This window comes from Teichococcus globiformis (assembly GCF_042646265.1).
Lineage (GTDB): Bacteria > Pseudomonadota > Alphaproteobacteria > Acetobacterales > Acetobacteraceae > Pseudoroseomonas > Pseudoroseomonas globiformis.
The window spans coordinates 158,728-178,239 of the sequence record NZ_JBHRTN010000004.1; the positions used below are offsets into that span (position 1 = coordinate 158,728).

Consider the following 19,512-nt stretch of genomic DNA (forward strand, 5'->3'; position numbering starts at 1 on the left):
CCGGAGCGAGAGGCTGGATGTCTTAGCCGGGTTCACCTTCCACGGGGATGAAGCCCAGCGAGCCGATCAGGGCCGCCATCTCCGCCGCCGCCTGGTCCAGCAAGGCGGGGTCGATGCCCTTGGCCACCAGGGCAACCCCATTCCCTTCCGGCCTGTAGAAGGGGTAGGAGCCGATATCCGTGTCGGGAAAGCGCGCCTGAATGGCGGCAAGCCCCTGGGCCAGCTGCCCCTCCATCATGCCCAACGCGTGCACCGCCCGTGACTGCACCGGTACGCCGCCGGCCAGCCTGGGCGCCAGCCCGTCGAACATGGCCTGCATGATCCGCGGCACACCGGCCATCACATGCACATTGCCGATGGTGAAACCCGGCGCCACCGAGACAGGGTTGTCGATCAGCGTGGCACCGCGCGGCATGGTGGCCATGCGCTGGCGAGCCGGATTGAATTCGGCGGGCGGCTCGCGGCCAGCGTAATGCGTGGCGAGGAGGGCCCAGGCCTCCGGCTGCGGCTCCCAGGGCACACCAAAGGCGGCGGCGATGCATTCGGCCGTGATGTCGTCATGCGTTGGGCCGATGCCGCCGGTGGTGAAGACGTGGTCGAAGCGGGCACGGACCTCGTTCACCGTGTCGATAATGGTCTGGCGCACATCCGGGATCACCCGTACCTCGCGCAGCGGAATGCCCAACTCGCCCAGACGGGTCGCCAGAAACTTCAGATTCGCATCCTGAGTGCGGCCCGAGAGCACCTCGTTTCCGATGATGAGCAGGCAGGCGGTCGGGTTGGCCATGGTGCGGACATCCTCCAGGAGCATCGGGATAGTAGCTTCGGACGGGCGGTGCGGAAGCCCCCTCCCCTGCCGGCGGTGGCTTCAAAGGAAATCGCGCAGCAGAGCCACCAGCGGCTTGTCCGCCGGGGGCATGGCGTAGTCCGAAAGCTTGTTGGGCCGCACCCAGGCCAACGCCTGCCCCTCGGTGGCGCGCGGCGTTCCGTCCCAGCGCCGGCACAGGTAAAGCGGCATCAGCAGGTGGAAGCCGCCCGCATCATGGCTGGCAAAGGTGAAGGGCGCGAGGCAGGCCGCCGAGACGTCGATGTCCAGCTCTTCCTTCAGCTCACGGATCAGCCCCTGCTCCGGCGTCTCGCCGGGATGCATCTTGCCGCCAGGGAACTCCCATAACCCGGCCATGGGCTTGCCTTCGGGGCGGCGGGCCAGCAGCACACGGCCATCGCTGTCGATCAGCGCGCAGGCCACCACCATCAGCAGCGGCTTGGCACCAGGCGGCAAGGCTGGCGCAGCGGACAGCACCGGCTCCGGCAGCGGCGGGGGCGCGGTGAGGTTCTCCCGCCCTCCTTCGAACAGCACCACCGGCAAGGTGCCACCACGCGCCCTGAACTCCGATTCCCCGCGGCCGCTCTCGACCAGGCCGATGCGGCGCAGCACGGCGATGGAGCGCTCATTCTCCGCCAAGCAGCTCGCCTTGATACGGTCCAGGTCGAGATGCGCGAGCGCCCAGCGGGCGAGCCGGCCGGCGGCTTCGGCGGCAACGCCGTGCCCCCAGAACCGGCGGCCGACCCAGTAGCCGATCTCGGCATCCCGGGTCTCCGGCTGCCGTGTCAGGCCGATGCAGCCAACCAGCACTTCCTCATCGCCATCCTGGCCAACAATGGCCAAGTGCCACGCACTGCCCTTCTCGATCTGCTCGCGTGTGGACTGGATCCACTCATCTGCCTTCTCGCGTGGATAGGGAAAGGGCAGCTTGCTGAGATTGCGCACCACCTCCCAATCATTGATCAGCCGATGCAGCTCGGCCGCGTCCTCGGGGCGGAGCGGGCGGAGCGTCAGCCGTTCGGTACGAAGGGGGGCGAAATCAGCGGTGGTCATGCCAGCAGGGCCGAAGCGGAAGGAGGCATGGGCCGGGCACGGCCCGGCCCGGATAGGTCCGGCCGCGCCATCCTGGGCGCGGCCGGCTGTACTGGCTGGATCAGCGCTTCCACCAGCCGCGCCGCTTGGGCGCTTCGGACACGGCTTCCACCAGCACCGGCTGAACCGCCGGTGCCGAGACGGGTTCGCCGGTGGCCGGATCGGCCACGGCGGGGACCGACTCCTGCGGCCCCGGTATCGCTTCCACCGGAGCGGGCGGCGCCGTATCCGCCGCAGGAACCGCTTCCGGTGCAGCGGCCTCGGCAGCAGGCGCCATGGTCAGGTCGGATGGCAACTCGGGCTGAGCTTCCACCGGCTTGGCCTTGACCCGGCTGCGTCGCGGCTTGGGCGCGGCGGGCACTGCTTCGGGCACGACCTCGCTTGTCGCTGCGGCATCCTTCCCAGCCTCGGCCACAGCTTCCTCTGGCTTGGCCTTGGCACGGCTGCGCCGCGGCTTGGGCGCGGCCTTCTCCGCGGCGGCGGTTTCGGCCTCGGCAACCTCAGACTTGGCCTTGGCAGCGCGGGGCGTGCGGCTACGGCGCGGCTTGGCCGGCACCTCCGCCACGGCTGCCGCCGGCACGACGGCCGCTTCCACCGCTTCCGGAGCCGCATCCTCCGCCGGTGTTTCCACCGGAACAACCGGCGTTGGCACAGCCGGGGGCGCACCTTCCCGGATAACAACCTCCCGCGGCGTTTCAGCGGTCACCGGCAGCACAGGCGCCACTTCCGGCTCAACCGCATCCGGTGCGGCGGGACGGGACGACGGCTGCTCGGCGGCTTCCTCGGCCGCCGCCATGGCGTCGAAGATGTCGTCCAGCGTGCCGGCGAAGGGATCCGCCGGGGTGGGGCCCACATAGCGGCCGGGGCGCTCATGCTCCTCGCGCTGCGCGTCTTCCATCTCCCATGGGCGGCGGCGTCCGCCACGGCGTCCACGGCGGCGCAGCCCATCCTCCTCGCGTGGCGCGGTGGCCGGCGGGGGCGTGGCATCGGCAGCAACGACCGGCTCCTCGTCCTCCTGTGCGGCCTCCTCGGCATCCTCGCCCTCGGCCGCGGCGTCCTGCTGCGGCGTGCCATCTTCGCGGCGCCCGCCACGGCGGCGGCGGCGGCGGCGGCGGCGGCGGTTCTCGCCATTGCCCTCGCCCTCACCGTCGGCTTCCTGGCGGTCGGCCGCCTCTTCCGCGGCAGCAACAACCGGCAGTTCCTCGTCGATCTCGGCGCCTTCCTCGGCGCGGGCGGCGGCGGGCACCGCCACGCTCTCCTCGGGCTCGGCGGTGGGCTGGTAATCCATGCGCAACGCCGCCGGCGCGGAAAGCGGCTCGGGCGCCGTCTGGGCCCGCAGGCGCTCGATGCGGATGGCAGGTCCGCTCAGCGAGGAATCGGGTTCAAAGAACACCGCCATGCCGAAGCGGGCCTCGATCTCCGAGATGCGGTCGCGCCGCCGGTTCAGTAGGTGGATGGCCAGGGACGGTGCGATATGGACACAGATCTCCGCGGCGCGACGCTTGGCGCCTTCCTCCTCGATCTGACGCAGCACCTGCAGGGCGGCGCTCGGCGCCGACCGCACGATGCCGAGCCCCTGGCAATGCGGGCAGGTTTCGAAGGAGTGCTCGGTGACGGAGGGGCGGAGACGCTGGCGCGACATCTCCAGCAGGCCGAAATGGCTGATGCGCCCGACCTGGATGCGCGCGCGGTCGTGACGCAGCGCCTCCTTCAGCCGGCGCTCTACCTGCGCGTCGTGGCGCGAGGACTCCATGTCGATGAAGTCGATGACGATGAGGCCGGCCATGTCGCGCAGGCGCAGCTGGCGCGCCACCTCGTCGGCGGCCTCCAGGTTGGTGCGCAGCGCCGTGTCCTCGATATGACGGTCCCGCGTGTTGCGGCCCGAATTCACGTCGATGGCGACCAGCGCCTCGGTCTGGTTGATGACGATGTAGCCGCCGGATTTCAGCTGCACCGTCGGCGACATCATGGCATCGAGCTGGCTGTCCACGCCGTGGCGGGCGAAGAGCGGCACGTTGCCGTCGCGGTACAGGCGGATCTTGCGCTCGTTCTGCGGCATCAGCATCCGCATGAAGTCACGCGCCTGGCGGTAGGCGTCCTCGCCTTCGATCTGGATGTCTTCGATGCCGCTGTTGAACACGTCGCGGATCGAGCGCTTGATGAGGTCGGCTTCCTCGTAGATCAGCGCGGGCGCCGTGGATTGCAGCGTGCGCTCGCGGATGTCGTCCCAGAGCTGCAGCAGGTACTCGCAATCGCGGCGGATCTCGGGCTTCGGGCGGCCTGCGCCGGCGGTGCGCACGATCATGCTCATGCCGCGGGGCATGCCGAGATCCTGGATCACCTCGCGCAGGCGCTTGCGGTCGGCGATGGAGGTGATCTTGCGGGAAATGCCGCCGCCCTTCGGCGAGTTCGGCATCAGCACGGAAAAGCGCCCGGCCAGTGAAATATAGGTGGTGAGCGCCGCACCCTTGTTGCCGCGCTCTTCCTTGACGACCTGCACCAGCATGATCTGCCGGCGACGGATCACCTCCTGGATCTTGTAGTGGCGCAGGAAGCGGGGCGGGATGCGGCGCTCGGCACGGTCGTCGCGTTCCTCGCTGTCGCGGTCCTCGCCGTTGCGTCCACGGCCGCGCCCGCCCACCGTTTCCGGAGGCGTGTCGTCCTCCTCCTCGACCGGCTCGACCTCGGCTGAGCGGGCAGCTTCCTCGGCCAGTTCCGCCGCGGAAGCCGAACGGCTCTCGCCCTCGATCGCCATGGCCTGGGCCGGCGGCGGCTCGTCGTCCTGTCCGTTCCCGGACGCGTCGGTGCCGGGCGCCGGCTCGCCAGACCCGGCACGGGCGCGCAGATCGTCGCCCTCCGGACCATCGGCACCATCGGCGAACCGCTCGATCGCCTCGGCCATGGCATCCGCCTCGGCCTCGGAGATCTCGTCCTCGTCATCCGCGTCCTCGGCATCTTCCTGCGCCTGCAGGGCGAGCAGCTTTTCGCGGTCAGCCGTGGGAATCTGGTAGTAATCGGGATGGATCTCGCCAAAGGCGAGGAAGCCGTGGCGGTTGCCGCCATATTCCACGAAGGCCGCCTGCAGCGAGGGCTCCACCCGGACCACCTTGGCCAGGTAGATGTTGCTCTTCAGGGGCTTCTTGTTTTCCGTCTCGACGTCGAATTCATCGATCCGGTTGCCGTCCAGCACCACCACGCGAGTTTCTTCGCTGTGGGATGCATCGATCAGCATGCGCTTGGTCATGAACCGGGATGCTCCAGGCCACCGGCGCGGTCGCGCAGCCAGCGGCGGCAATGGTTGGTAAGGCCCGAGACGGCGAGGTCGCGCAGGCGCAGTGGCGGATGGCATGCCATGCGGCTCTGGTCCTGACCTTTCGTCTCGGCGGGCCGCGCCCCGGAATGGGGGAGCCCGGATGTTGGGCGCGCCACGCGCAGGCCCCGGACCCCTGCCCGGCATCGCCGGGCGGAGGCCTGGGCGGACGGGCAGGAACGGGCCAGCGGCAGGCGCTTCAGGGGAGTGAAACCCGTCCGCGCCACGATGTCCCGCCCGGTGGAGCGGGCGGCGGGGTCCGGCGGATCAGGCGCGGCCCCGATCGCTGGGGGCGGCATGCTCTGCGCCGGTTCCCTCGGGCCGCGCCGGCTTCTCGCCCCCTGTCCCGGGTGCGGAACAAGCGGGGCTCTGCCAGCCGGGCGGCCGCGCCCGGAACCTCCACCGGCGGGTCGCCGCCGGGGCAAGGCACCATAGGCGCCCCCCTCCCCTTGCACAAGCGATTGCTAACCTAAGGCGTTACATGAAGTAATGCCGTGATCTGCTGGATCGGCCATGATAGAGGCTGCCTCATCTCGGATGGCGCATCGCGGGGGCGGTGCGAAAAGGCGATCGCAGCCTCCATCCATGAATGAAAATCCGCGCCTGATTTTGTCGCGGACGGCGATGCCGGCGGTGGGGAAGGCCACCGGCACCGCGGGCGTTTTGGGGGTGCCGCAATGTCAGACCTGTTCTGGGGCCCGCGGCCCGATGAGGATGCCGAGGTGAGAAGGCCGACGCGGCCGCTGCTGCGCCGGAACATGCTTCTGGGTCTTGGCGGGCTGGGTACGCTGCTGCTAGGCGGTGGCGCCGAGGCAGCCGTGACCACAGCGCGGTTGACGACGCAAGGACGCGCGGCCCGGCTGAGCCTGACCCTGGGCCAGGATGCGAGCTGGCGTCTTACCGCGCAGCGGCGGCCTGCCCGCCTGCTGCTCAGTTTGCCGGGCACGGCATGGCGGGCCGGCCCGCGCCTGCGTGGGGTTGGGCCGGTGCACAACGTGCAATGGGATGGCGGCAACAGCCGGCTGATCATCGACCTGACCGGCCCGGTGGCGGTACGCGCCGCCAGCGAGGCCAGCATGTTGGTGCTGGAGATCGCGCCGGGCAGCCAGTCCGACTATGCCAATCTGGCGCAATCCGGCCTGACCGGCCGGGTGGGACAGGGTCAGGCGGCTGCCGCGGCGCCATCCCGCGCTTCTCCGTTGGTGGTGATCGATCCCGGGCATGGCGGCAAGGATCCTGGCACCATTGGGGTGCGCGGCACCTACGAGAAGCGCATCACACTGGCCGCCGCGCTGGAGATGAAGCGGCAATTGGCGGCGGGCGGCCGCTGCCGCGTTGCGCTGACGCGGGAGCGCGACTCGTTCATTCCCTTGGACGGGAGGGTCGAGTTTGCCCGGCGCCGCGGAGCCACACTGTTCATCTCACTGCATGCCGATTCCGCGCCCGGAGCGCGCGGCGCCAGCGTCTACACTCTTTCGGACCGCGCTTCGGATGCCTTGTCCGCAAGGCTGGCGCAGACGCAGAACCGCGCCGACGCGGCAGGCGGGCTGAAGCTGCCGGAAGTCTCTCCCGAGGTGCAGCGCATCCTGTATTCCTTGGTGCAACAGGAAACCAAGGTCGGATCGGCACGGCTTGCCCAGTATGCGGTGGATTCGCTGGGCCGTAGCGTGACCCTGCTGCCGAACACACACCGCCAGGCGGGTTTCGCCGTGTTGAAGGCGCCCGAGATCCCGTCCATGCTGGTGGAGATGGGCTTTCTCAGCGATCGCCGGGACGAGGCAGCGCTGAACCGTGCGGCCTACCGGGCCCAGGTCTGCCGGGCGCTGACCACCGCCGTGCATGGCTGGATCGACCGGCATGAGGCCGGCATCGCCTCGGCGGGCTAGTCCAGCCCGCCGCTTGCCCAACGCCTCGCCGGCGGCCGCAGGATGTTACCCTTCGCGCCCGTGGCAGTGCTTGTACTTCTTGCCCGAACCGCAGGGGCACGGCGCATTGCGCGGCGTGCGGTACCAGGTGGACGGATCGCGCGGATCGGCGCCATCCGCTTCCCGGGCAGGCAGGGGAGCCGGCGCCGGATCCCACCCCAACCCCCCAGCCTCGGCCACTGCGGCTTCCGGCTCAGGGTGGCGCATATCGGTCACCATCACCGGTTCCGGCATCGGCGGCGGCGCGTTGGGCGCCAGTTCGATGCGAAGCAGCAGCGACGTCACGCGCTCCCGCAGCTCGTCCAGCATCCCGTTGAACAGGTTGAAGGCTTCGCTCTTGTACTCATTCAGCGGATCACGCTGACCATAGGCGCGCAGTCCGATGCCCTGGCGCAGATGGTCGAGGTTGAGCAAGTGCTCCTTCCATACCGCGTCGAAAACCTGCAGCAGCACGCTCTTCTCGACCATGCGCATGAAGTCGGGGCCGATGTTGGCGGCGCGGGAGGCTGCCTGCTGGTCCGCCGCCTGCTCGATGCGCTCGCGCACCGCCACCTCGTCGATGCCCTCCTCACGCGCCCAGTCCCCTACCGGCAGGTCGAGGCCAAGCTGCTCGCGCACGGCGGTTTCCAGCCCCGCAATGTCCCACTGGTCAGGATAGGCATTCTCCGGGATCGCCTTGGCCACCATCGATTGGATGGTTTCGCGGCGCATCTCCTCGACGGTCTCGGACACGTCCGCCGCGGTCATGAAGGTCCGACGCTGGGCGTACACCTCCTTGCGCTGGTCGTTCATGACGTCGTCGTATTTCAGCAAGTTCTTGCGCGTGTCGAAGTTGCGCGCCTCAACCTTCTTCTGCGCCTTCTCCAGCGCCCGGTTGATCCAGGGGTGGATGATGGCCTCGCCTTCCTTGAGGCCGAGCTTCTCCAGCATGCCGCCCATTCGGTCGGAGCCGAAGATGCGCATCAGATCGTCTTCCAGGCTCAGGAAGAAGCGGCTGGCGCCCGGGTCGCCCTGGCGGCCGGAGCGGCCGCGCAGCTGGTTGTCGATGCGGCGGGATTCATGACGTTCCGTGCCGATGACAAAGAGGCCGCCGGCATTCTTCACCACTTCCTCGTCGGCTCGGACCTGGGCGCGGGCGCGCTCCAGCGCCACCTCGTATTGCGATCCCTCATGGACGCCGCCCAGCATCTCTTGCGCCAGCATCTCGGCGTTGCCGCCCAGCTTGATGTCGGTGCCGCGTCCGGCCATGTTGGTGGCGATGGTGACCGCACCCGGGCGACCGGCCTGGGCAATGATGCCGGCCTCCTGCTCGTGGTAGCGGGCATTCAGCACCTTGTGCGCCACGCCCTGCTTCTGCAGCAGGGAGCTGATGAGCTCGGACTTCTCGATCGAGGTTGTTCCGACCAGCACGGGCTGCAGCCGCCCCTGCGCTTCCTTCACCAGTTCCGCCACGGCACCGTACTTCTCGAGGGCGGAGCGGTACACCTCATCGTCGCTGTCGGCGCGGATCACGGGCACGTTGGTCGGGATCTCGACCACTTCCAGCTTGTAGATCTCGGCGAACTCGTCGGCTTCCGTTGCCGCCGTGCCGGTCATGCCCGACAGTTTGGGATAAAGGCGGAAGTAGTTCTGGAAGGTGATGGAAGCGAGCGTCTGGTTCTCCGGCTGGATCTCCACATGCTCCTTGGCTTCCAGTGCCTGGTGCAGACCTTCCGAATAGCGGCGGCCTTCCATCATGCGGCCGGTGAACTCGTCGATGATGACAAGCTTGCCTTCGCGGTTGACGATATAGTCAACGTCGCGGGCGAACAGGGTATGGGCCCGCAGGCTCTGGTTGACGTGGTGCACCAGCGTCACGTTCTGGAAGTCGTAGAGATTGCCTTCGGTCAGCAGGCCGGCCGCCTGCAGCATCTCCTCGACCTTCGCGGTGCCTTCCTCCGTCAGGGAGGAGGTGCGCAGCTTCTCGTCCTTGTCATAGGTGGTCTTGTCGTGGACCAGCTCGGCCACAACGGTGTCGACCTTGCGGTACAGGTCGGAACTGTCCTCGGCCGGGCCGGAGATGATCAGCGGCGTTCGCGCCTCATCGACCAGGATGCTGTCCACCTCGTCGACGATGGCGTAGTTGAAGTCTCGCTGGACCATCTCCTCCAGGCGGTACTTCATGTTGTCGCGCAGATAGTCGAAGCCGAATTCGTTGTTGGTGCCGTAGGTGATGTCGCAGGCATAGGCCTCTCGGCGTTCCATGTCGGTCAGGCCATGGACGATGACACCGCAGGTAAGGCCGAGGAAGTTGTACAGCCGCCCCATCTGCTCCGAGTCGCGGCTGGCCAGATAGTCGTTCACCGTGACCACATGCACGCCTTTGCCGGACAGGGCGTTCAGGTACACGGAGAGGGTGGCGACCAGCGTCTTGCCTTCGCCGGTCTTCATCTCGGCGATGCGGCCGGAATGCAGCACCTGGCCACCGATCATCTGCACATCGAAATGCCGCATGCCAAGCACGCGCTTCGAGGCCTCCCGGCAGGTGGCGAAGGCCTCGGGCAGAAGGTCGTCCAGGCTTTCCCCGGCGGCGAGCCGGGCTCTCAGCTTTGGGGTCTGCGCCTGAAGGTCGGCATCGGTCAGGGCGGCGAGCTGTTCCTCGAACCCGGCAATGGCCGGCAGCCGGGCGCGGAACTGCTTCAGCATACGGTCATTGGAGGAGCCGAAGACGGCGCGGGCGAGGCGGGCGAACATGGGGCTGCAAGATTCTCCGGGGGCCGGCCCGGATGGGCAGGCCGGATCGGCCGGTGAGGCAACCGGGGCGAAATCCCCGGGGCGGCCCCCTCCGGCCGGGCAAGCGACTGGGTCAGCCGCACAGATAGGCGGGGGCCGGGCCAGGGTCAACGAAACTGCGGCCCCAGCCGGATTTGTGTCGAATTCGGCCCCTCTTCAGGCCGCCAGGCGACCCGCCTCCCCCAGCTGACGGCCCAGAAACGCGGCCAGCGCGCCAGGACCGGAACGCTCGGTGCCCGCGAGTCCCGCAGCCTCCTCGGCGGCGGCATTGTAGTTGGTGTTGGTGTTCACGTCATAGACCAGCACCTGGCCGGCCGCGTCCCGGATGAACTCGATGCCCGCCACATCCACCCCGGCGCGGTCCAGGAAAGCCTCGAGCTTCTGCCGCAAAGGCGCCTCGATGCCCTCCGGCAGGATGGCGAAGCGGGGCGCGGCGGGCACGGCCGGAGCATCCCCAGCCGGGCAGAACGCATCGCCCACGGCGCAAACATCGGCCGGGCACAACTCGAACCCCGCCGTGGTGTCCACCTCCACCGCATAAACGAAGCGGCGGCCGACGAACTCGGCCCGCGTGATCACCGGACGGGGGGCACGCACATAGTCCTGCAGCAGCCAGATGCCATCCACCGGGGCCTCCTCCACGGGGGCATCCGCCAGATAGGCGCCCAGCGCGTCGGCCGAGGGAAACAGCCGCACCCCCAGCCCCTTGCCGCCGCGGTTGGGCTTCAGGATCACCGGGCCAGGCGCGAAATGGCGCCTCGCGGCATCCAGCACGGCCTCCGCTTCGTCCCGCACCATCACGGTCCGCGGCACGACCAGGCCGCCGGCCTCCAATGCGGCATATTGCCGAGCCTTGCTGATCTCGAGGTCCAGGGCAGCTGGTCCATTGACGACGATGCGGCCATGCCGGGTCAGCCAGGCCAACACGCCGGCCGTCAGCTCGGCGGCGTAGCGGTGGCCGCGGGTGTGCGACGACGCGCTCATGCGGTTGTAGAAGACGCCCTCTGGCGGCGGTGACGAGAGGTCGAAGGTGCCCCGGGAAAGGTCCAGCTCCTGCCAGGGCAGGCCGGCGCGGCCAAACGCCTCGGCCAGCGGCGGCAGCCAGGCCGGATTTTCATGAATAACGTGAATCTTGGCGTGCTGGGCTGTCATGGCGCGACCCTAAATGGTTTTTCAGTCGATTCAACGTAGATGCTTTGTGGTTATCTTCAATTCACTCCAAGAGCAATTGCCGCGGCTTTGTCGCCGTCCTCCGCCCACCGCATCTTGATCCCTGCCTTGCGAACGGCATATGCCGCCCCATGCATCTCACCCGACTGATCCTCCCCGCGCTCGTCCTGCCGGTCCTGTTGCAGGCGGGATCCGCCCTTTCGCAGGCCCCCCAGGCCCCCGCCGCGCAGGCACAGCCGCCCGCTGCGTCCGATGCACCCGTTGCGCCGTCGCCGGACACGGTTGTGGCCCGCGTCAACGGCGAGGTGATCCGCCTGGCCGATGTGCAGGAGGCAGTGCAGTTGCTTCCGCAGGAGCTGCGCGGCGCGCCGGGCCCCATGCTGTTCCCGCTTGTGGTGGATCAGCTGGTGGCCCAGAAGGCCATCGCCTCCGCCGCCCGGGCCGAGAAGCTGGATCAGGAGCCGGAGGTGAAGGAGGCGATGCGGCGTGCCGCCGATGAGCAGCTGCAACAGGCCCTGCTCCGCCGCGCCGTGGCTCCTTCCCTGACGGATGAGGCGCTGCGCCGTCGCTACGATGCGGAGTTCGCCGGCAAGGCCGGAGAGGAAGAGGTGCACGCGCGCCACATCCTGGTGAAGACCGAGGAAGACGCGAAGAAGGCGTTGGCCGAGGCCAGCAAGAAGGGCGCAGATTTCGCCGCCGTGGCCAAGAAGATGTCAACCGGGCCCGGTACGGAGCAGGGTGGCGATCTGGGCTTCTTCAAGCGCGGCGACATGGTGCCGGAATTTGCCGAGGCCGCCTTCGCCATGAAGCCGGGCGAAATCAGCAAGACGCCGGTGCAGACCGCCTTCGGCTTCCATGTGATCAAGGTGGAGGAGCGCCGCGCAGCGCCCGTGCCCAGCTTCGAGGAAGCCATGCCGCAGCTTCGCCAGGCGGCTTTCGAGGAGGCGGTGAACGAGGCGGTGGAGAAGTACCAGGCAAGCGCGACGATCGAGCGCTTCAACATGGATGGCTCGCCCCGCACGGAGGATGCGGCACCGGCCCGCTGAGTCTTCGCTGGAGCTCTGGAGGGGCTGCTCCCCCTCCCCAGCCTTTCCGCTTTGCGGTATCGCTGCGGCGCTTCAGCCGCGAGGACACCGCCGCATGGCCAAGGATCTGCCTGTTTCTCCCCTTTCCGTGCCGCTGCCGGAGATGCCGCCCATCGCCGGCGTGCGCCTCGGCGTTGCGGCGGCCGGGATCCGCTACCAGGGGCGAAACGACCTGACCCTCATGGAGTTCGCGCCCGGTACAACGGTGGCGGGCGTCTTCACGCGCAACCTTTGCCCCGGCGCTCCGGTGGATTGGTGCCGCGCGGCGCTCAAGTCGGGCAAGGCCCGCGCGCTGGTGGTCAATGCCGGCAATGCCAACGTGTTCACCGGCAAGCCGGGGCGTGACGCGGTGCAGGCCAGCGCCGATGCGGCCGCCGCACTGGTGGGTTGCAAGCCCAGGGAAGTGTTCCTGGCCTCCACCGGCGTGATCGGCGAGACCCTGCCTCATGCCAAGCTGACCGCAGCCCTGCCCGGCCTGCATGGCCAGCTTTCCGAGGGCGCCTGGGCCGAGGCCGCTCGCGGCATCATGACCACCGACACCTTCCCCAAGGGCTCGGTGCGCAAGGCCACTATTGGCGATACCGAAGTCACCATCGGCGGCATTGCCAAGGGCAGCGGCATGGTGGCGCCCGACATGGCGACGATGCTCTGCTTCATCGCAACCGATGCCAAGATCCCGGCCGGGGCACTGCAGGCCATTCTGTCGAAGGGAGTGGATGCCAGCTTCAACCGGACCACGGTGGACAGCGACACCTCCACCAGCGACACGGTGTTGGTGTTCGCCACCGGGCAGGCCGATCACCCCCGCGTGCCGGAGGAAGGCGGCAAGATCCTGAAGGATTTCGCCCGTGCGCTGAATGAGGTGCTGCTGGACCTGGCGCTCCAGGTCGTGCGCGACGGCGAAGGCGCGCAGAAGTTCATCCGAATCGATGTGACGGGCGCGAAGACCAACGGCTCGGCCAAGCGGATCGCCATGGCCATCGCCAACTCGCCGCTGGTCAAGACCGCCATCGCGGGCGAGGACGCGAATTGGGGCCGCATCGTCATGGCCGTCGGCAAGGCAGGAGAACCCGCCGACCGCGACCTGCTCTCGGTCGGTGTTGGCGGGGTCTGGATGGCAAAGGAAGGCGGCGTGGTGCCCGACTACGATGAGGCACCCGTGGTCGCCCACATGAAGGGCCGTGAAATCGCCATCGCGGTAGATATCGGCCTCGGCTCCGGCAAGGCCACCGCCTGGACCTGCGACCTGACCCACGGCTACATCGACATCAACGGGTCCTACCGGAGCTGAGGCTCAGGCCGGCATCCGGCCTTACTGGATGCCGGCCGCCACCGCGCCCGGTGCGGGCTCGTAATGGATCACCGGCTGGCCATCCTGATTGCCCACCACCACAGGAATGCCGGCAGACAGGTTGCCGCGCGGCGTGCCGCTGTAGCGGATCACCGGCTGGCCGTCGCGATAGCCGAGCACATGCGGCACGCCCTGGCTCACCGCCTCGCTATGCGCTCCGCTCGGCAAGGGTGGATTCCAGCTATCGGCCATGGCGGCGCCGGACAGGCCGAACAGCATTGCCGAAGCCATCAGAACATTGCGGATCATGATTTGATCTCCCGATCCCGGGGCCGGCGTCCATCGCCGGTCTTCCTGTGCAGGAGAGATGCGCGCCGGGCGTCGGCTTCGCCAATTCGATCCGCCAATGGCAACCATTGGCGCCGGCGATCGCCGGTTGCTCAGGCGGACGGAGGGAAGGTCAACGTCACCAGGATCATGTCATGGTCGCTGAGAACCGTGCCATCCGGCGCAACGGAGGGCACGATCCGCGCTGCGCCGGCTTCGAAGCCCCTGGTGCAGAACCAGTCCAGCTGCCGGGTGCCGCAGCCGCCGCTCCAGCCGCTCGGGCGGGTCGTTGGCGCGGCCAGGTTGCAGGCACGCCAGTCATAGCCGCGGGCCTCCGCCCCGGCGAACAGGGTTTCGCGCGGATCGTCGAGGCCGCCCACGGCTTCCACGGCCGTGTTCAGGTCGCCGCCCACCACCACCGGCAGCCCACTGCGTCGCGCCTCGATCGCATCCAGAAGAAAGGCCATCTGCCGCGCCCTGCCCGCGAAATCGGCGCGGCTTTCCAGGTGCACGGCACAGCCGACAAAGTCCTGCCCTTCATGCGTGAAGGTCGCGGCCACCGCCATGCGGTTGCCGATACGCCGTTGTCCTGGCTTGGCGTCCAGATACCAGTCGGACTCGTCGGGGAAGCGGATGACGAAGGGATCCCGGCAGGGCAACGCGGTGGTGAAGCCATTGCCGTGGAAGCCGCGCAGGTGGTCCGGCGGGTTGTCCGGGCAGGCCACCAGCGGCGGCATGATGGCCAACTCCAGAAACTCCACAGCGTAGCCATGTGCGTGACCCAGCATCGCCGCCATCTCGGCAGTGGTGTGCCGCTGATGCGTTCGGTGCAGCCCGTTATCCACCTCGCTCAACAACGCCAGGGACACGCCTTGCGCGGCCAGCAACGCCGCTGACGGCTCGGGCCAGGCGCAACGTTCCAGGTTCCACGCAGCGATGGTCAGGGGGCCCGGCGGGGCGGGTCGGGCCACCTGTCCGCCCATCTCCACTTGACGGAACGCGGCCAAGGCACCCATGGCAGCGTCGTGCGCCGCCCGGTCCGCTGGCAGAGAACGCAACCGGGCCATGGCCTCGGCGCCGATGGTGGTCAGGGCAGAAACCTGCTGACTGAAGCAGCCGGTCAAGGGTGTGGTGGCAATATCGAACATGGGCGCCGCTTAGGCCGTGCCCGAGACAGGCGGATGACGCGGCCATGACATTTCCGCGTCAGCCTCCGCTGCCGGGCTACACCGCAGCGCTGCGGCCCATCTCCAGGAATTTTTCACGACGACGGGCCTTCAGAGTGCCGCCATCTGTGGCCAGCAGCGGCTCCAGACAGGACCACATCTTGTCGCCCACGGCGCCGATGGTGGTGGCGGGATCGCGATGTGCACCACCCAGAGGCTCCGGCACCACACCATCGATCAGCGCAAGACGCGACAGGTCCTGCGCCGTCAGCTTCAGCGCCTCCGCCGCGGTGCTGGCCTGAGCCGCGTCGCGCCACAGGATGGAGGCGCAGCCCTCCGGGCTGATCACCGAGTAGATGGAATGCTCCAGCATCAGCACACGGTCGGCGGCCGCGAGCGCAATGGCGCCGCCCGATCCGCCCTCGCCGATGATGGCGGACACCACGGGAACCGGCGCGGCAAGGCAGGCCTCGATCGAGCGGGCGATGGCCTCGGCCTGGCCCCGCGCCTCGGCCTCCACCCCCGGAAAGGCACCGGCCGTGTCGACAAAGGACAGGATGGGAAGACCGAAGCGGCCGGCCAGCTCGATGAGCCGCTTCGCCTTGCGGTAGCCCTCGGGCTTGGCCGAGCCAAAATTATGCTTGATGCGGCTCTCGGTGTCGGTGCCCTTCTCGGTGCCCAGCACCATCACGGCGCGGCCACGGAACCGTCCCATGCCACCCACCACCGCCGCATCGTCGGAAAAGGCACGGTCGCCGGCGAGGGGCGTGAAGCCGTCGATCAGGGCTTCCACATAGGCCAGGCATTTTGGCCGCTCCGGATGGCGCGCCACCAATGTCTTCTGCCAGGGCGTCAGCTTGGCATAGGTGGCTGCCAGCAGCTTTTCCGCCTTGTCGGAAAGCCTCCCGACCTCCTCGGCCACGTCGATGCCTCCGGCATCGGTGGTGCGGCGCAACTCCTCGATCTTGCCTTCCAGCTCGGCGAGGGGTTTCTCGAAGTCGAGGAAGTGGCGCATCGCGAATCCGTCTCTGGCGGCGCCCGGAGGGCTGGGCGCGGAAAGGCCACGGCCTAGCGCAGACCGGCCGTCAAGGCCAGGGCCAGGGCCCCCGCCCCCGCCCCCGGGTGGCTTCAGCCCGGATAACGTTCGAATTGCGGCAGATCGCTGAGCGGACGCATCCAGTGCAGGCGCTCCGCCACCTGGATCTCGGCCCCGGGCGGCAGGGCGTCGGGGTTGTCCAGCGTGCCGGACCGCACATCCACCATGCCAGGCAACATCTGCTCGTTGGTGTAGAACAGGCCCGTGCCGCACTCGGCGCAAAAGGCGCGCCGCCCGTGCTCCGAGGAGCAGTAGATCCTTGGATTGCCGGTGACCTTCAGCGCCGTGGCCGACAGCATCGCCCAACCTACCGCCGGTGCTCCGGCATGGCGACGGCAGTCGCCGCAATGGCAGATCGCGTGGTGCAGCACCTCGGCCTCGGGAATTTCGTAGCGGACGGCGCCGCAATGACAGCCTCCCGTAAGCATTGGCGTGGCCTCCTGCATGTGCTCGGCGTCATCCTGCCATCACGCTGCACTGCCTGTCACGCCACAGCCGCCGGCTCAGGCCAGTGGGTGATGCGTTTCCACCAGTTCGCGCAGCCGCTCTTCCAGCACGCGCGTGTAGATCTGCGTGGTGGCGATGTCGGAATGACCCAGCAGCATCTGCAGGGCGCGCAGGTCGGCGCCGCCTTCCAGCAGATGGCTGGCGAAGGAATGGCGAAGGACGTGCGGACTGACGCGGGCCGGATCGATCCCGGCCTCCAGCGCCGCCTGCTTGACCAGCAGCACCAGACTCTGCCGCGTCAGGTGCCCGGAGGCGCCGTAGGAGGGAAACAGCCAGCGCGAAGGCTTCTTAGGATCCTGCAGCGCCAGCACACCCTGCCGTGCCCGGTCCGAGATCGGCACCAGCCGGTCCTTGCCCCCCTTGCCGCGCACTAGGATCAGCGCGCCTTCCTGCGCCAGGGCGGCGGCCGGCAGGCCAACCAGTTCGGTCGCCCGCAGGCCTGAGCAGTACAGCAGTTCCAGCATGGCGGCGGTCAGCGGGCCGCGCTTGCCCGGAAGGCGCCGCGCCGCGTCCAGCAGAACCGAAACCTCCTCCACCCGCAGGGCCTTGGGCAGCGACTTGCCCTGGCGCGGACTGTCCAGCAGCTCGGTCGGGTCGTCGGCGCGGACGCCTTCCCGGGCCAGGAACTTGAAGAATTGCCGCATGGCGGACAGACGGCGCGCGGCGGTGCGGGCGGAAAGCCCCTCCGCCGCCAGCCCGGCCAGGTAGGCCCGCAGCGCCTCGGGTGTCGCGGCGGCCAGCGCGGCTGACTCGCGCCGCCGCAGAAAGGCGCTGAGATCTCCGAGATCGGCGGCATAGGCGGCCAGCGTGTTCCGCGCCGCACCGCGCTCGGCGGCCAGCATCTCCAGAAACGCCTCGAGATGACGGTCCATCGGAGTGGCCCGGGCCCCGCCCGTTCAGCGCGGCCCGAAGCGGTCGTTCGGGATGGTGCGTTCCACCGGCGTCGGTGTGACTTCCGGCGGAAAGGCCGCGAGAACCAGCAGGCCGCCAATGACGGCCGCGATCAGGATCAGAACCAGAAGAAGAATCGGACGGCGGAACATGATGCCGGGAGTATCCTCGCGCGCTGGGCGTGATGTGCTACCTTCCGCGATTGTGTCACGCAACCTCGACTTCCCCATCCCCCTGCCGGAAGCAGTGCCGGCCCCGCCCCTGACCGCTCCGGCTCCGGGGCCGGTGGCGGAAGGCAGCCGGTCGGCAACGCGTTCGGTGGTTCTGATCGGCCTTCCTGGAGCCGGCAAATCCTCTATCGGCAAGCGTCTGGCACAGCAGCTGGGCCTGCCTTTCCACGATGCCGATCTGGAGATCGAGGCGGCCGCCGGCCTGCCCATTACCGAGATCTTTGCCCGCTATGGCGAGCCGCACTTCCGTGAAGGCGAGCGGCGCGTGATCGCCCGCCTGCTGGCCGGGCCGCCCCTGGTGCTGGCCACCGGGGGCGGCGCCTTCGTGGACCCCGAGACGCGCAGGGCCATCCGCGACTCGGGAGCGCTCTCGGTCTGGCTGCGGGCGGAGATCCCGGTGTTGCTGCCGCGCGTTTCGCACCGCGCCACCCGACCGTTGTTTCTGCACCAGGAACCGGAGGCTGTTCTGCAAAGGCTGAAGGCCGCGCGCCATCCCATCTATGCCGAGGCCGACCTCGCCGTGGACTGCCCGGATGAAACGCCGGAACAGACAACCGCCCGCGTACAGGCTGCCATTGAGGGCTTTGCAGCCCCCGCACGTCTGCCCGTTGCCCTGCTGGGGCGTGAATACGACATCATGGTGGGCGAGGATCTGCTGCCCCGGGCCGGTGGCCTGATGGCCGGGGCACTGCCCGCTCGCCGCGTCGCCATCATCAGCGATGCCGCCGTTGCTGACCTGCACCTGCCTGCACTGCGCGCCGGGCTGCAGCAGGCCGGATTCGAGATCCGCGCCACCCTGGCCATTCCGCCCGGAGAAGGCAGCAAGAGCCTGGCGAACTTCGGCCGGGTGCTGGAGGAGTTGCTAGCGGCGGGCATTGACCGCAACACTGGCGTGGTGGCGCTGGGCGGCGGGGTGGTGGGTGACCTCGCGGGCTTTGTTGCCGCCTCGGCGCTGCGGGGCCTGCCCTTCGTGCAAGTCCCGACCACGCTGCTGGCGCAGGTGGATAGCTCCGTGGGCGGTAAGACCGGCATCAACCTGGCCTCGGGCAAGAACCTCGCCGGTGCCTTCTGGCAGCCGCGCATGGTGCTGGCCGATACGGGCGTGCTTGCCACTCTGCCGCCGCGTGAGCTGCGCGCCGGCTATGCCGAAGTGGCCAAGCACGGCTTGCTGCAGGGTCCCCTCTGGAGCTGGTGCGAGGCGGAAGGAAGCCGGGCCGCGGCCGGTGATCCGCTGGCCTTGCGGCATGCCGTGCTGGAAAGCTGCCGGTTGAAATCGGCCGTGGTGGCTTCCGATGAGCGGGAGGAAAGCGCCGAGGGCGGCCGTGCCCTGCTCAACCTCGGCCATACCTTCGGCCATGCCGTGGAAGCCGAGTGCGGCTATGACGGCAGCCTGCTGCATGGCGAGGCGGTGGCGCTGGGGCTCTACCTGGCGGCGCGGCTTTCCGCCCGGCTCGGCTTCTGCGAGGCGGGGCTGCCGGACCGGGTCGAGGCGCATCTGCGGGCCGTGGGCCTGCCGGCGCGTTTGGCCGAGCTGCCCCGCCGGTTCCCGGTGGAAAGGCTGATGGCGCGGATGCGCAAGGACAAGAAGGTGCGCGACGGCAGGATGCGCTTTGTGCTGCTGCGCGGACCGGGCGAGCCCTTCACCTGGAGCGACGTCGCGCCAGAGGACGCCGAGGCCCTGCTGCGCGAGGAAGGCTGCCCCGGCTGATCAGCGGGACCTTCACCCGCTGGACGCGTATCGGCCATGCGGAGCCTTACGGTGTCTCCATGGCCATGCCATATCGGTGGCATCCTTGCCGCACCGCACCATGCCGGAGGCCCGTC

General features: G+C 68.8%; 16 protein-coding genes. 4 read left to right on the forward strand and 12 right to left on the reverse strand.

All coding sequences use genetic code 11. The annotated features are described in order from the left end of the window. Nucleotides 1-22 precede the first annotated feature (22 nt). The 4 genes from ACFOD4_RS02560 to ACFOD4_RS02575 all read right to left on the reverse strand — a co-directional run bounded on the left by ACFOD4_RS02560 (nt 23) and on the right by ACFOD4_RS02575 (nt 5,527). Nucleotides 23-787, reverse strand: coding sequence for a competence/damage-inducible protein A (locus ACFOD4_RS02560; protein ID WP_379593296.1), 765 nt, complete (start codon nt 785-787; stop codon nt 23-25). Between the two features lie 81 nt (nt 788-868). Then, on the reverse strand, nt 869-1,879 hold the full coding sequence (locus ACFOD4_RS02565; protein ID WP_379593298.1) for a bifunctional GNAT family N-acetyltransferase/(deoxy)nucleoside triphosphate pyrophosphohydrolase: 1,011 nt from the start codon (nt 1,877-1,879) through the stop codon (nt 869-871). Nucleotides 1,880-1,979: 100 nt separating this feature from the next. After that, on the reverse strand, nt 1,980-5,162 hold the full coding sequence (locus ACFOD4_RS02570) for an Rne/Rng family ribonuclease (RefSeq protein WP_379593300.1): 3,183 nt from the start codon (nt 5,160-5,162) through the stop codon (nt 1,980-1,982). Next, on the reverse strand, nt 5,159-5,527 hold the full coding sequence (locus ACFOD4_RS02575) for a hypothetical protein (protein ID WP_379593302.1): 369 nt from the start codon (nt 5,525-5,527) through the stop codon (nt 5,159-5,161). Before ACFOD4_RS02575 ends, ACFOD4_RS02570 begins: the two co-directional genes overlap by 4 nt. A gap of 423 nt (nt 5,528-5,950) precedes the next feature. Between ACFOD4_RS02575 and ACFOD4_RS02580 the strand changes: the two genes are divergently transcribed. Next, nucleotides 5,951-7,114: an N-acetylmuramoyl-L-alanine amidase family protein gene (locus tag ACFOD4_RS02580; RefSeq protein ID WP_379593304.1), complete on the forward strand. Its 1,164-nt coding sequence runs from the start codon at nt 5,951-5,953 to the stop codon at nt 7,112-7,114. A gap of 45 nt (nt 7,115-7,159) precedes the next feature. Here the strand turns inward: ACFOD4_RS02580 and secA are convergent, their stop codons facing one another. Both secA and ACFOD4_RS02590 read right to left on the reverse strand, forming a co-directional pair. Then, nucleotides 7,160-9,886 (reverse strand): preprotein translocase subunit SecA, encoded by a 2,727-nt coding sequence (gene secA / locus ACFOD4_RS02585; RefSeq protein WP_379593306.1) that lies wholly within the window; start codon nt 9,884-9,886, stop codon nt 7,160-7,162. A gap of 195 nt (nt 9,887-10,081) precedes the next feature. Beyond that, nucleotides 10,082-11,077: an ATP-grasp domain-containing protein gene (locus ACFOD4_RS02590; protein WP_379593308.1), complete on the reverse strand. Its 996-nt coding sequence runs from the start codon at nt 11,075-11,077 to the stop codon at nt 10,082-10,084. Nucleotides 11,078-11,226: 149 nt separating this feature from the next. On the opposite strand from ACFOD4_RS02590, the gene ACFOD4_RS02595 reads away from it, so the two are divergent. Both ACFOD4_RS02595 and argJ read left to right on the forward strand, forming a co-directional pair. Next, entirely contained in the window at nt 11,227-12,141 is a 915-nt protein-coding gene (locus tag ACFOD4_RS02595; RefSeq protein WP_379593310.1) for a peptidylprolyl isomerase, read from the forward strand. A gap of 94 nt (nt 12,142-12,235) precedes the next feature. Continuing rightward, nucleotides 12,236-13,471: a bifunctional glutamate N-acetyltransferase/amino-acid acetyltransferase ArgJ gene (gene argJ / locus ACFOD4_RS02600; protein WP_379593312.1), complete on the forward strand. Its 1,236-nt coding sequence runs from the start codon at nt 12,236-12,238 to the stop codon at nt 13,469-13,471. Between the two features lie 21 nt (nt 13,472-13,492). Here argJ and ACFOD4_RS02605 read toward each other — a convergent pair whose 3' ends face one another. The 6 genes from ACFOD4_RS02605 to ACFOD4_RS02630 all read right to left on the reverse strand — a co-directional run bounded on the left by ACFOD4_RS02605 (nt 13,493) and on the right by ACFOD4_RS02630 (nt 17,610). Next, nucleotides 13,493-13,780, reverse strand: a complete 288-nt coding sequence (locus ACFOD4_RS02605) for a hypothetical protein (protein ID WP_379593314.1) — start codon at nt 13,778-13,780, stop codon at nt 13,493-13,495. Nucleotides 13,781-13,911: 131 nt separating this feature from the next. Then, nucleotides 13,912-14,946, reverse strand: a complete 1,035-nt coding sequence (locus ACFOD4_RS02610; protein WP_379593316.1) for an endonuclease/exonuclease/phosphatase family protein — start codon at nt 14,944-14,946, stop codon at nt 13,912-13,914. Nucleotides 14,947-15,022: 76 nt separating this feature from the next. Continuing rightward, nucleotides 15,023-15,979: an acetyl-CoA carboxylase carboxyltransferase subunit alpha gene (locus ACFOD4_RS02615; RefSeq protein WP_379593318.1), complete on the reverse strand. Its 957-nt coding sequence runs from the start codon at nt 15,977-15,979 to the stop codon at nt 15,023-15,025. Nucleotides 15,980-16,092: 113 nt separating this feature from the next. Then, nucleotides 16,093-16,488: a GFA family protein gene (locus ACFOD4_RS02620; RefSeq protein ID WP_379593320.1), complete on the reverse strand. Its 396-nt coding sequence runs from the start codon at nt 16,486-16,488 to the stop codon at nt 16,093-16,095. 75 nt (nt 16,489-16,563) lie between these two features. Further along, a complete protein-coding gene (locus ACFOD4_RS02625; protein WP_379593322.1) occupies nt 16,564-17,439 on the reverse strand; it encodes a site-specific tyrosine recombinase XerD in 876 nt (291 codons plus the stop codon). Between the two features lie 24 nt (nt 17,440-17,463). Then, nucleotides 17,464-17,610 carry a hypothetical protein gene (locus tag ACFOD4_RS02630; protein ID WP_379593324.1) on the reverse strand — a complete coding sequence of 49 codons (147 nt, stop codon included), beginning with the start codon at nt 17,608-17,610 and terminating at the stop codon, nt 17,464-17,466. Between ACFOD4_RS02630 and aroB the strand changes: the two genes are divergently transcribed. Then, the gene (gene aroB, locus ACFOD4_RS02635; protein ID WP_379593325.1) at nt 17,609-19,396 is read left to right on the forward strand and encodes a 3-dehydroquinate synthase; all 1,788 of its coding nucleotides are present in this window, start codon (nt 17,609-17,611) and stop codon (nt 19,394-19,396) included. The genes ACFOD4_RS02630 and aroB overlap by 2 nt on opposite strands. Nucleotides 19,397-19,512: the final 116 nt, after the last annotated feature.

Coding starts and splice junctions, on each gene's coding strand:
- ACFOD4_RS02560 (WP_379593296.1), bottom strand. CDS start 787: ATGGCCAACCCGACCGCCTGCCTGCTCATCATCGGAAACGAGGTGCTC.
- ACFOD4_RS02565 (WP_379593298.1), bottom strand. CDS start 1,879: ATGACCACCGCTGATTTCGCCCCCCTTCGTACCGAACGGCTGACGCTC.
- ACFOD4_RS02570 (WP_379593300.1), bottom strand. CDS start 5,162: ATGACCAAGCGCATGCTGATCGATGCATCCCACAGCGAAGAAACTCGC.
- ACFOD4_RS02575 (WP_379593302.1), bottom strand. CDS start 5,527: ATGCCGCCCCCAGCGATCGGGGCCGCGCCTGATCCGCCGGACCCCGCC.
- secA (WP_379593306.1), bottom strand. CDS start 9,886: ATGTTCGCCCGCCTCGCCCGCGCCGTCTTCGGCTCCTCCAATGACCGT.
- ACFOD4_RS02590 (WP_379593308.1), bottom strand. CDS start 11,077: ATGACAGCCCAGCACGCCAAGATTCACGTTATTCATGAAAATCCGGCC.
- ACFOD4_RS02595 (WP_379593310.1), top strand. CDS start 11,227: ATGCATCTCACCCGACTGATCCTCCCCGCGCTCGTCCTGCCGGTCCTG.
- argJ (WP_379593312.1), top strand. CDS start 12,236: ATGGCCAAGGATCTGCCTGTTTCTCCCCTTTCCGTGCCGCTGCCGGAG.
- ACFOD4_RS02605 (WP_379593314.1), bottom strand. CDS start 13,780: ATGATCCGCAATGTTCTGATGGCTTCGGCAATGCTGTTCGGCCTGTCC.
- ACFOD4_RS02610 (WP_379593316.1), bottom strand. CDS start 14,946: ATGTTCGATATTGCCACCACACCCTTGACCGGCTGCTTCAGTCAGCAG.
- ACFOD4_RS02615 (WP_379593318.1), bottom strand. CDS start 15,979: ATGCGCCACTTCCTCGACTTCGAGAAACCCCTCGCCGAGCTGGAAGGC.
- ACFOD4_RS02620 (WP_379593320.1), bottom strand. CDS start 16,488: ATGCTTACGGGAGGCTGTCATTGCGGCGCCGTCCGCTACGAAATTCCC.
- ACFOD4_RS02625 (WP_379593322.1), bottom strand. CDS start 17,439: ATGGACCGTCATCTCGAGGCGTTTCTGGAGATGCTGGCCGCCGAGCGC.
- aroB (WP_379593325.1), top strand. CDS start 17,609: ATGATGCCGGGAGTATCCTCGCGCGCTGGGCGTGATGTGCTACCTTCC.
- ACFOD4_RS02630 (WP_379593324.1), bottom strand. CDS start 17,610: ATGTTCCGCCGTCCGATTCTTCTTCTGGTTCTGATCCTGATCGCGGCC.